The organism is Mycobacterium sp. NGS22 (assembly GCF_059813095.1).
In genome coordinates this window covers 137,859-148,408 of record NZ_JCALDY010000014.1, presented here as the reverse complement: position 1 = coordinate 148,408, position 10,550 = coordinate 137,859, and the positions used below count along the sequence as shown (strand labels likewise).

The 10,550-nt window shown below is 65.0% G+C and carries 11 protein-coding genes; 6 read left to right on the top strand and 5 right to left on the bottom strand.

Annotated elements, in window-relative coordinates; translation table 11 throughout:
• On the bottom strand, positions 1-905 hold a 905-nt coding region (locus tag AC5Y47_RS15690; protein ID WP_499944968.1), incomplete at its 3' end, for an HpcH/HpaI aldolase/citrate lyase family protein.
• Positions 906-915: 10 nt separating this feature from the next.
• Positions 916-2,370, bottom strand: coding sequence for an aldehyde dehydrogenase family protein (locus AC5Y47_RS15685; RefSeq protein WP_499944966.1), 1,455 nt, complete (start codon positions 2,368-2,370; stop codon positions 916-918).
• A 106-nt stretch (positions 2,371-2,476) separates the two neighbouring features.
• Between AC5Y47_RS15685 and AC5Y47_RS15680 the strand changes: the two genes are divergently transcribed.
• On the top strand, positions 2,477-2,926 hold the full coding sequence (locus AC5Y47_RS15680; RefSeq protein ID WP_499944964.1) for an SRPBCC family protein: 450 nt from the start codon (positions 2,477-2,479) through the stop codon (positions 2,924-2,926).
• A complete protein-coding gene (locus tag AC5Y47_RS15675) occupies positions 2,919-4,721 on the top strand; it encodes a sulfatase family protein (protein ID WP_499944962.1) in 1,803 nt (600 codons plus the stop codon). The genes AC5Y47_RS15680 and AC5Y47_RS15675 overlap by 8 nt, the downstream gene beginning before the upstream one ends.
• Positions 4,722-4,725: 4 nt before the next feature.
• Here the strand turns inward: AC5Y47_RS15675 and AC5Y47_RS15670 are convergent, their stop codons facing one another.
• Together AC5Y47_RS15670 and AC5Y47_RS15665 are read right to left on the bottom strand one after the other, a co-directional pair.
• On the bottom strand, positions 4,726-4,947 hold the full coding sequence (locus AC5Y47_RS15670) for an acyl carrier protein (protein WP_499944960.1): 222 nt from the start codon (positions 4,945-4,947) through the stop codon (positions 4,726-4,728).
• A gap of 67 nt (positions 4,948-5,014) precedes the next feature.
• A complete protein-coding gene (locus tag AC5Y47_RS15665) occupies positions 5,015-6,850 on the bottom strand; it encodes a glycoside hydrolase family 15 protein (protein ID WP_499944958.1) in 1,836 nt (611 codons plus the stop codon).
• A gap of 26 nt (positions 6,851-6,876) precedes the next feature.
• Between AC5Y47_RS15665 and AC5Y47_RS15660 the strand changes: the two genes are divergently transcribed.
• The 4 genes from AC5Y47_RS15660 (at position 6,877) to AC5Y47_RS15645 (ending at position 9,957) form a co-directional block, all read left to right on the top strand.
• Complete coding sequence (locus tag AC5Y47_RS15660; protein WP_499944956.1) at positions 6,877-7,833, top strand: TIGR03557 family F420-dependent LLM class oxidoreductase; 957 nt, start codon at positions 6,877-6,879, stop codon at positions 7,831-7,833.
• A gap of 57 nt (positions 7,834-7,890) precedes the next feature.
• A complete protein-coding gene (locus AC5Y47_RS15655) occupies positions 7,891-9,135 on the top strand; it encodes an alkyl sulfatase dimerization domain-containing protein (protein WP_499944954.1) in 1,245 nt (414 codons plus the stop codon).
• 56 nt (positions 9,136-9,191) lie between these two features.
• Positions 9,192-9,425 carry a hypothetical protein gene (locus AC5Y47_RS15650; protein WP_499944952.1) on the top strand — a complete coding sequence of 78 codons (234 nt, stop codon included), beginning with the start codon at positions 9,192-9,194 and terminating at the stop codon, positions 9,423-9,425.
• A gap of 103 nt (positions 9,426-9,528) precedes the next feature.
• A complete protein-coding gene (locus tag AC5Y47_RS15645; RefSeq protein ID WP_499944993.1) occupies positions 9,529-9,957 on the top strand; it encodes a nitroreductase family deazaflavin-dependent oxidoreductase in 429 nt (142 codons plus the stop codon).
• Here AC5Y47_RS15645 and AC5Y47_RS15640 read toward each other — a convergent pair.
• Complete coding sequence (locus AC5Y47_RS15640) at positions 9,935-10,507, bottom strand: TetR/AcrR family transcriptional regulator (protein ID WP_499944992.1); 573 nt, start codon at positions 10,505-10,507, stop codon at positions 9,935-9,937. The two genes, AC5Y47_RS15645 and AC5Y47_RS15640, sit on opposite strands and share 23 nt — an antisense overlap.
• Positions 10,508-10,550 lie beyond the last annotated feature (43 nt).

Genomic DNA, 10,550 nt, shown 5'->3' with positions numbered 1-10,550 from the left:
GTGTCGGTCGGAGCCGGCGAATGGCCTTGATCGTCTTCGAACTCCGACACCTCGATCGCGTAGGACCGGGCCAGGTCCAGGATCTTGGTGGCCCGGGCGATGCGCGGCAAGTCCGACCCATTGCGGATCTCACCCCCGTCGCGTTCGAACTCGGCGAAAAACTCCTTGGCCCAACAGATTTCGTCCTGCGACGGGGACAGGCCCTCGTTCACGACCGCGCATTGATCCGGCGACAGGCAGATTTTGCCCGTCATCCCGAACTCGACCGAGACCGCGGTCGCCTCGATCAGCTTGAGCGGGTTCGAGCCGATGGTCGGTCCGTCGATGGCGCTGGCCAGCCCGGCCGCCTTGGCCGCGATGGTGAAGCGGGACCGCGCGTAGGCCAACGTGGACGGGTCTTCACCGAAACCGGTGTCACGGCGGAAGTCACCGATGCCGAACGCGAGCCGGAAAGTGCCCTTGGCCGCCGCGATCTCGGTGATGCGTTCCAGTCCCCGGGCCGTCTCGACCAGCGCCACGATCGGCACGTCCGGCAACCGCTTGGCGGTCTCGGTGACATGATCCACCGACTCGACCATCGCCAGCATCACCCCACCGACCGAGGTGCCCGCCAGCTGCGCGAGATCGTCGGCCCACCAAGGGGTTCCGAATCCGTTGATCCGGACCCAGTCGTCGTTGCCGACGGACAACCAACGCACCACGTTGTCGCGGGCGCTGACCTTGTCCTTCGGCGCTACCGCGTCCTCGATGTCGAAGACGACGATGTCGGCGCGGGAGCGGGCAGCGGCATCGAACCGGTCGGCGTGGGTGCCGTTGACCAGCAACCAGCTCCGGGCCAGGACCGGATCGATGCGTGAGCCGACGTCGGCGGGGTCCGTGATGTCGGTATCGACCTGTTCATACACGGACCCAACGCTACAGCTGAGCCCAAACCGACTTCGTCTTCATGTACATGTCGATGCCCTCCCGGCCGAATTCGTGACCCCACCCGGACTGCTTGTGGCCGCCGAACGGCACGTCGTGGTCGAACACCAACTGGCAGTTCACCTGCACGCTGCCCGCTTGGAGTCGCTTGACGATCCGGTGGGCGCGGCCCAGGTTCTCCGTCCACGCGGTGGCCGCCAGACCGTAGGTGGTGTCGTTGGCCAGGGCCACCGCCTCGTCCTCGTCGTCGAACGGCAAGATGCTGACGACCGGACCGAAGATCTCCTGCTGATACAGGCGCATGCCGGGATCGACGTTGGTGAGCACCGTCGGATGAACGAAGTACCCCTTGCGGTCCAGCCGGTACCCACCGGTGACCACGTCGACACCGTCGCTCTTGCCCTCGTCGATGAAGCCCATCACCCGGTTCAGTTGTTTCTGGCTGATCAGCGGGCCGCTGACGCAGCCCTCCTCGCTGGGCGCGCCCAATTTGAAGGTATTCGCCATCATCGAAATGCCTTCCACGACTTGGTCATACACGCCGCGCTGGGCGAAGATCCGCGACCCACACACGCAGCCCTGCCCGGAGTGCACGAAGATGCCGAGCGAGGCCATCAGGACGGCCTTGTTCATGTCGGCGTCGTCGAAGATCAGCACCGGCGACTTCCCGCCCAATTCGAGCGTGACCTTCTTCAGGTTGTCCGCCGAGGCCCGCACGATCTCCTTGCCCACCTCGGTCGAACCGGTGAAGGCGACCTTTTCGACGCCGGGATGTGCGGTGATCGCCGCGCCCGCGGTGTGCCCGTAGCCGGTCAGCAGGTTGACCACACCCTCGGGTACGCCGGCCTGATGAATCAGCCGGTCCAGCAGCAGCGCCGACAGCGGTGTCTCCTCGGCAGGCTTGACCAGCATGCTGCAGCCGGCGGCCAACGCGGGCGCGAGCTTTGCGCTCGCGTTGAAGATCGGACCGTTCCACGGAAAGATCAGCCCCACCACCCCGTAGGGCTCTTTCAACGTGTAGGCGTGCATGTTGACGAAGGCATCCGTGGCGATTCCGTCGGTCTTCACGTCGTAGGCGACGCCGTTCAGCTTCGAACACCACCCGGCGTAATAGCGGAAGAACTCCGAGCAGGTGGACATCTGCAACTGCGCCTGCATCAGCGGCATGCCGGTGTTGAGCGAGTCGAGCTGGGCGAACTCCTCGGCATGCTCGTCCATCAAATCCGCGATGCGCCACATGATCTTGGCCCGCTGGCGACCCGGCAGCTCCGACCAGACACCGGACTGAAACGACTCCCGTGCCCGCCCCACCGCCTGGTTCACCGCGTCCTCGCCGCAATCGGTGAACTCGGTGATCTGCTCTTCGGTCGCCGGATCGATGACCGGGATGACCTCTCCCGTTCCGGGGCGTTCCCGAATTTCGTCCAGTACCGTTTGCACGGCCATCGTCGATCCCCTCTCGTCATCGAATGCTGAGCACCTGCTTAGCACCGTGGGTGCGCTGGGGTCAAGATTCGGCCAATCCAGTGCCCGAACATGCTTGGATGACGACGTGGCAGCCATCAGTCGCAGCCGAGCCATCGCCGCGCAACCTCGGCAGGTCTGGGATGTTCTGGCGGATTTCGGGGGCCTGTCTTCCTGGGCCGACGACGTCGACCATTCGTCTCTGCTCAATCAGGGCAGTGCCGGGGTGGGGATCGGCACCACCCGTCGGGTGCAGATGGGTGCGAACACGTTGGTGGAGCGCATCACCGAGTTCAGCCCGCCCGAGACGCTGGCGTACGACATCGAGGGTCTGCCTGCCCGGCTGGGCGCAGTCGCCAACAGTTGGTCGGTGCGCCCCGCCGGTGCGACGACCACCGTGACCTTGACCAGCACGCTGAGGATGGGAACCCGGCCAACCGCGCCCCTGGCAGAACGCGTCTTGCTGCGCGTACTGGCCAGGCAGTCCGAGAAGCTGCTCAGCGGGCTGGCCGGACGATTGGAGAACGCACATGTCTGACCGGCCCGACATCGTCATCCTGATGACCGACGAGGAACGCGCCATACCGCCCTACGAGCCGGCCGAACTGCTCGCTTGGCGCCGACAGAAGATGCCCGGTCGCCGCTGGTTCGACGAGCATGGCGTCAACTTCGCGCGCCACTACACCGGATCGCTGGCCTGTGTGCCGAGCCGGCCCACGATCTTCACCGGCCAGTATCCAGACCTGCACGGCGTCACCCAGACCGACGGCATCGGCAAGCGGTTCGACGATTCCCGGTTGCGTTGGCTGCGCGCCGGAGAGGTGCCGACGCTGGGGAACTGGTTTCGCGCGGCCGGTTACGACACGCATTACGACGGCAAGTGGCACATCTCGCACGCTGACCTGGAGGATCCGCTGACGGGCGGGTCCCTGGCCACCAACGACGACGACGGCGTCGTCGACCCGGTCGCGGTACAGCGCTACCTCGATGCCGACCCGCTGGCTCCCTACGGCTTCTCCGGCTGGGTGGGTCCCGAGCCGCACGGGGCCGGCAACGCAAACAGCGGTTTCCGGCGCGACCCGCTAATCGCCGATCGCGTCGTGGCTTGGCTGACCGACCGCTACGCGCGGCGCCGGGCCGGTGACCCGAAGGCGCTGCGCCCGTTTCTGTTGGTGGCCAGCTTCGTCAACCCGCACGACATCGTGCTCTTTCCTGCCTGGGTCCGCCGCAGCCCCGTGCCACCGTCGCCGCTGGATCCGCCGCCGGTGCCGCCGGCTCCCACCGCCGAAGAGGACCTGTCGAGCAAGCCTGCCGCGCAGATCGCCTTCCGCGAGGCCTACTACTCCGGATACGGCCCGTCGCCGGCGATCAGCCGCACCTACAAACGCAACGCCCAGCGCTACCGAGACCTCTACTACCGTCTGCACGCCGAAGTCGACGCACCGATCGACCGGGTGCGCCGAGTTGTCACCGAAAACGGTTCGGAGAACGCCGTTCTGGTGCGCACCTCCGACCATGGCGAGCTGCTCGGTGCGCACGGCGGGCTGCATCAGAAATGGTTCAACCTCTACGACGAGGCCACCCGGGTGCCGTTCGTCATCGCCCGCATCGGCGAAAACCCCACCGTTGCGCGCACAGTCGAGGCTCCCACATCGCACGTCGATCTGGTTCCGACACTGCTCGGGGCGGCTGGCGTGGATGTGGAGGCGGTCGCGGCGACCCTCGCCGGGTCGTTCTCGGAGGTGCATCCGCTCCCCGGCTGCGATCTGATGCCGGTGGTGGACGGGGCGTCGGCCGATGACACGCGTGCCGTCTACTTGATGACCCGCGACAACGTCCTCGAGGGCGACACTGGCGCGTCAGCGTTGTCTCGTCAACTGGGCCGTGATGTGAATCCGCCTGCGCCCCTTCGTATCAGGCTGCCCGCGCATGTGGCGTCCAACTTCGAAGGCCTGGTGGTACGCGTCGAGGACACGGACAGCGGAGCAGGACATCTCTGGAAGCTGGTCCGCACCTTCGACGACCCGGCGACCTGGACCGAGCCCGGCGTGCGCCACCTGGCCGCCAACGGGATCGGGGGCGAGGCGTATCGCAGCGATCCGATCGACGACCAGTGGGAGCTCTACGACTTGACCACCGATCCGACGGAGACCGAAAACCGCTGGGCTGAAACCGAACTGCTCGAGCTGCGTCGGCACCTACGAATGCGGCTCAAGCAGGCACGAGCGTCATCTGTGCCGGAGCGCAACCGGCCGTGGCCGTATGCCAACCGGCAGCCACCGACGGCCGAGTCCACCGGTCTGGCGCGCCGGGTGCTGTCGCGCTTCAGGTAGCGGGCTAACCCGACGACTGGATCGACGCGAGCAGCTTGTGCGCTCGTTGGGCGCGCTCGGCGTCTTGTGACATGACCTCTTCGAAAAACGAAGCGACGTCGTCCAAACCAGCGTTCTTCGCATCACGAACGTACTGCCCGTAATCGTGGCCGGCCTTCAATGAGTGGTACTGCACCGAGATCAAATCGAAAGTCACATCGTCGATTCCGGTTTCGCCAGCAGGCATATCCGTACTCCTTCACAAATCTGTTGATCCGTCAGTCCTACCCGCGCGCCGGGTGCCTAAACAGTTCTCAGGACTGCAAATCCAGTGCCGCGCCGATCAACGCTAGATGACTCAGACCCTGCGGCAGATTACCCAGAAACGAGTTGTCCTCGGGATCGATCATCTCGGAGAACATCCCGATATCGTTGCTCAGGCCAACGAGTTCGTCCATCAGCTCGCGCGCTTCGCCGTCACGGCCGACATAGTGCAGCGCCGAGACGGCCCAGAAGGAGCACGCAGTGAACGCACCTTCCCGTTCTTCACGCGCTCCGCTGTACCGGTACAAGAATGGCCCCTCGCCGAGGTGCCGGCGCAGCGCGTCGATGGTCGACGACATCCGTTGTCCCCGTTCAAATCCGCTACCAGCGTGCAACAGGATCGACGCATCCAGCCTGCCGCTGCCGGGATACCACTCATATGCGCCCAACTTCTCCGACCAGCACTTCCGCTCCACCCAGTCGCGGATCCGCTTCGCTTCACTCTCCCAACGTCGGGGGTCTCCGGGGATCTGGCCGTCCTCGGCCAGTCCGACCGCGCAACTCAAGGCGTGCCAGCAGCCTAGTTTGGATGACGTGTAGTGCTCCAACTTCTCCAGTTCCCACATACCGGCGTCAGGGTTGCGCCACGCATCACAAGCCTGATCGGCGAAGTCGGCCAGCATGTGTCCGGTGTGCGTGTCCAGCGCATGACCGGCGTCGACGTACAACCGCACCGTGTTGAACAGGTCGGCGTAGATGCTCAGCTGCAGCTGACTGTGCGCCCCGTTACCCGTCACGACCGGGCCGATGCCCCGCCAGCCGGGCGCCTGATGCTCGATCACATCGTCGACCGTTGAGCCGTCCAACCGGTAGAAGACCCCGGTGCCGGCGGAGTGGCGGCGAACCGTGTGCAACAACCAGCTGATCGCGGCGTGCGTTTCTTCCCGAATGCCGAAGCGACGCAAGGCGTCCAGGGTGTAGGCCGTGTCGCGGACCCAGGCGTAGCGGTAGTCCCAGTTCTTGCCGCCCGACATCCGTTCGGGCAAGGATGTCGTGCCCGCAGCCGCGACGGCTCCGGTGGGACTGAAGATCAGCAGCTTGAGCATCAGCACGCTGCGACGCACGGCCTCGTGCCAGGTGCCGGTGCACTCGAACTGACTCGACCAGTTCGACCAGTGCTCGATGGTGCGGTCGAGTCCGTCGTCGATATCGTCCACGGCCGAGAGCATCAACGGTTCGTCGTCGCTGGCCACCATACCGAGTACCCGCCGCTCTCCTGCGGAGATAGTGAAGGTGCCGAACATGGCCTGATCGGTGACTTCGAATTCCATCTCTTCGGAGACGGTGACGCCGAGGTTCAGGTCCGCCAGCCGCAACACCGTCCCGTGCGGGGTTTGCCTGGCCCAAGGTGAAGCCGTATCGAAACGTGTTCCCGGCGCGACGCGCCACCGCATTGGCACCTCCCCCTCGACGCCTTCGACACGCCGCACCAGTTCGGTCCACGGCAGGCGTCCGTTCAATCCGAGGTTGAGCGCGTCGGTGACCCGGACTCGGCCCGAATCGGTGTCGAACACGGTCTCCAGAACATTCGTTTCGGGCAGATATCTACGCCGGACGGTGAACCCTACCGATGGCGCCAGTTCCAGCCGTCCGCCGTTGGCCGAGTCCAGCACCGCAGCGAACGCCGGTATCGAGTCGAGGTTGGGGATCGGGAACCAGTCGATGGCACCGTCTTGGGCGACCAATGCGATGGTGCGACCGTCCCCGATCGGCGCGTAACTGCGCAGCGGGACGAAACCGTCGTCGCGGCACGGCGAATCGCTCGGCGTTGAGATGACGGGATCCAGTTCGGGTGCCGGCACGCCCTCGCGTTCCCCGATTGGCACCCGATAAACCGGGTAGCCAGGGATCCATGGCGAAGATCGGATACTTCCTGTCCTGCGAGCAGTTCGGGCCCGCACAACTGGTCGACCAGGCCAAGCGGGCCGAAGCGGCCGGCTTCGACGCCCTGTGGATCTCTGATCATTTTCACCCCTGGAATGACGAGCAGGGGCAGAGTCCGTTCGTCTGGGGAGTCATCGGCGCGCTGTCACAGGTGACGTCGTTGCCGGTCACCACCGCGGTCACCTGCCCGACTATCCGCATCCATCCGGCGATCATCGCCCACGCCGCCGCAACGGCCGCCGTCCAGCTCGACGGGCGCTTCGTCCTCGGCGTCGGCAGCGGTGAAGCACTCAACGAGCACGTCCTGGGTGATCGCTGGCCCTCGGTCGGAGTGCGGCAGGAAATGCTCGAGGAAGCCATCGACGTCATCCGGCTACTGCACAAAGGCGAGGAGGTCAGCCACCATGGCAAGCACTACGAGGTCCAGGAGGCGCGCATCTACACTCGCCCGGACGAACCGGTACCTATCTATGTATCCGGGTTTGGTCCGCAGGGCGCCGAGTTGGCCGGACGCATCGCTGATGGCTACTGCCTGGCGATGCCTGAAGCCGATCTGGTGACGGCGTTCCGGGAGGCCGGGGGTGGCGACAAGCCGGTCCAGGCAGGCACCAAGGTCAGCTGGGACCGCGACCCCGACAAGGGACTCGAGGTTGCTCACCGGCTTTGGGCCAACGAGGCGCTGCCCGGTCAGGCGGCCCAAGTTCTGCCGCGGCCAAGGGATTTCGCCGCGTTGATGTCGCTCGTGAAGCCCGAACAGGTGGGCGAGAACGTCACCTGCGGACCCGACGCGGACAAGCACGCCGCCCAGGTTCGACAGTTTTTCGACGCCGGGATCGACGAGGTGTACGTGCAGCAGATCGGACCTGACATGGAAGGGTTCTTCACGGCGTGGGAACGCGACGTCCTTCCGCAATTGCGTCAGTGAGCGACGAATTCGAGAACAACTGTTAGGTTGACGCCGTTGTCGATCGGGAGGTCGCTGATGGCGCAATCACTCGATGCGCTGATCAAGCAGGGCGAGGGTGACCAGGAGGCCGTCGACCTCGGCGACGGCATCTTCATGTCGAAGAACATCGCCAACAGTTATCTGGTCACCACATCCGAGGGCAACGTGCTGATCAACACCGGCACCGACTTCGAAGCCGCGGCGATCAAGGCCCGGTTCGAGCGCGTCAGCAACGCGCCGCTGCGGGTGATCACCTTCACCCAGGGCCACCCCGACCACGTCGGCGGCTGGGATCTGTTCAACGCAGCTGGCGTGAAAACCGTTGCGCAGGCCAACCATTCCGACGTTCGGGAATACTGGCGCAATCTGCATCCGTTCTACGCGCGCCGCATCATGACGCTGTGGGGGGCGTTCGTCGACGTGGATGCGACGGCCGTGCAGCTCCCGCCGGATCCGGTGTTGACCACCGCTTTCGTCGACAGTCATGCGTTTGAGCTCGGTGGCCGGCGCTTCGAGCTCTACGCCACCCCGGGCGGTGAGACCACCGACGCGCTGGTGGTGTGGCTGCCGACCGAGCGCACCGCTTTCATCGGCAATCTGATGGGCCCGTTCTTCGGACACGTGCCGAATCTCTACACGCTGCGCGGCGACAAGATCCGCAGCGCAATGGCTTTCATCCATTCGGTGGACCGGGTGCTCGCACTCGAGCCGCAGACGTTGGTCAATGGACACGACGTCTTCCGGGACGCCGCGCAAATCCGCGACACGATGACCAAGGTCCGCGACGCCACGGCCTACCTGCGCGACCGCACGATCGAAGGCATGAACGCCGGCGCCGATATGTGGACATTGATGCGTGAGGTGGTCTTGCCGCCCGAGCTCGCGCTCCCCCAGGTCCACGGCAAGGTGCCCTGGATCGTGCGCGCGATCTGGGAGGAGCATGTCGGCTGGTTCCGATACGAGTCGACCACCGAGCTTTACGACGTTCCGCCTTCCTCGGTGTGGCCGGATCTCGTCGAACTCGCGGGCGGCACCGGTCCGCTGATCGCACGGGCACGCGAACACGTCGAGCGCGGCCGTGCCCTGCAGGCGTTGCACCTGATCGACATCGCACTGGCCCAATCCCCCGACGATGCCGCGGCGCTCAGCGTCAAACACACTGCGCTGCAATACCTCCTGACGAGCTCGGGCCGGGAGAACTTCAGCGAGGTGCAATGGCTGGAACAAGACATCGAGCGCACCTCCCCCGACAGGGACGATCAGGCCCGACGAGCGAAATAGGTAGCGCTGCACTGCGGGCGTAGGGTGAGGACAACAACAATGAGGACGGGGCAAGCGTGGTTATCGAAAATTGGTCTGATGCGCCCGAGATCCACCCGTCGGAGATTCGGGTCGGTGACACCATCGGGACGCTGCGTCCTACCGAATGCCGATACGTGGTCAAGCTCATCAGTGGGCCACAGACAAGTCCGCGAAAATGGACGTTCTTCGGCAACGACGAATATGGACAGCAACACAACGGCACATTCCGCGACAACGATCTGGTCCGCAGGTATGCCAAGTCTTCGTGACTTCTGCTGAAAAGCGTTCGCGGGAAAGGAGCTGACTATTTCCAGGTTTTCTCTACCCGAGCAGGCGCCGGACGGTCTGACCTCGCCGGTGACAGCCAAGGTCATGAAGTATGCGGCCAAAGCGCACGTCGCGGTCTTCAAACTGACCAACGGGCGCATCGGCAAGACCTGGCGTGTCGGCGCCGGATTCCACAAACCGGTGCCCACACTGTTGCTCGAACATCGCGGCCGCAAGTCCGGCAAGTTGTTCACCACGCCGCTGGTGTATCTGCAGGACGGCGAGAACTTCGTCATCGTCGGCTCGCAGGGTGGCATGCCCAAGCATCCGCAGTGGTACCACAATCTGGTCGCCAACCCGGACACCCAGGTCCATGTGACGGGCCGGCGCAACGTGGGTGTCCGGGCGCACGTGGCGTCGCCAGAGGAGCGGGCGGAGCTCTGGCCGAAACTGCTCGATCTCTACGCCGACTTCGCGAAGTATCAGAAGTGGACCGACCGGGAGATCCCGGTCATCGTCCTTTCTCCGCGTTAGCGGTCAGCCGGAACAGCGCGCGGTCCAGCGTCGGCAGAATCTCGGTGATATCGATCTCGCCGGCCGCGAAGCGGGCCACCAAGCCGTAGGCCAGGTTGGACACGATCGGCGGCAGCTCCTCCGCCAGGTCCGCGTCGGCCCCGTCGAGCACCGCCATGGTGGCGGGCAGCACCGCGTCCAGTCCCCGACTCACCAACGACTGCCCGCCCGGCGCCGACCGCGCCCGAAAGTACGCCCGCAGCATCCCCGGATGTTCTTCCCACGGTCCGAAGATCGTGCGGAACACGCGCATCAGCCCGTCGTAGACGGATTCGTCGGGCTCAGACTCCTGGTCGGCCAAACCGGCATACCTGTTCTCATCCATCCAGGTTTGCAGTGCAGCCTGAATCAGGCTGTCCCGGTTGGGAAAACGCTTATAGATGGTGGACAGCGAGGTCCGCGCGCGCCTGGCCACCTCGCGCAATTGCACAGCGTCGTAGCCCTCGGTTTCCAGGATGTCCACGACAATGCCCAGAATGCGATCGGGGCGCCGTTCCGCCTCGCCGGCCATCACTTCAGCGCTGACCACGAATTCCCCTTGCCGTTCGTCAGTA

Excerpts from the sequence above, each read along its gene's own strand:
- AC5Y47_RS15685 (WP_499944966.1), bottom strand. The coding sequence starts at position 2,370 with ATGGCCGTGCAAACGGTACTGGACGAAATTCGGGAACGCCCCGGAACG.
- AC5Y47_RS15675 (WP_499944962.1), top strand. The coding sequence starts at position 2,919 with ATGTCTGACCGGCCCGACATCGTCATCCTGATGACCGACGAGGAACGC.
- AC5Y47_RS15670 (WP_499944960.1), bottom strand. The coding sequence starts at position 4,947 with ATGCCTGCTGGCGAAACCGGAATCGACGATGTGACTTTCGATTTGATC.
- AC5Y47_RS15660 (WP_499944956.1), top strand. The coding sequence starts at position 6,877 with ATGGCGAAGATCGGATACTTCCTGTCCTGCGAGCAGTTCGGGCCCGCA.
- AC5Y47_RS15655 (WP_499944954.1), top strand. The coding sequence starts at position 7,891 with ATGGCGCAATCACTCGATGCGCTGATCAAGCAGGGCGAGGGTGACCAG.
- AC5Y47_RS15645 (WP_499944993.1), top strand. The coding sequence starts at position 9,529 with ATGAAGTATGCGGCCAAAGCGCACGTCGCGGTCTTCAAACTGACCAAC.
- AC5Y47_RS15640 (WP_499944992.1), bottom strand. The coding sequence starts at position 10,507 with ATGGCCGGCGAGGCGGAACGGCGCCCCGATCGCATTCTGGGCATTGTC.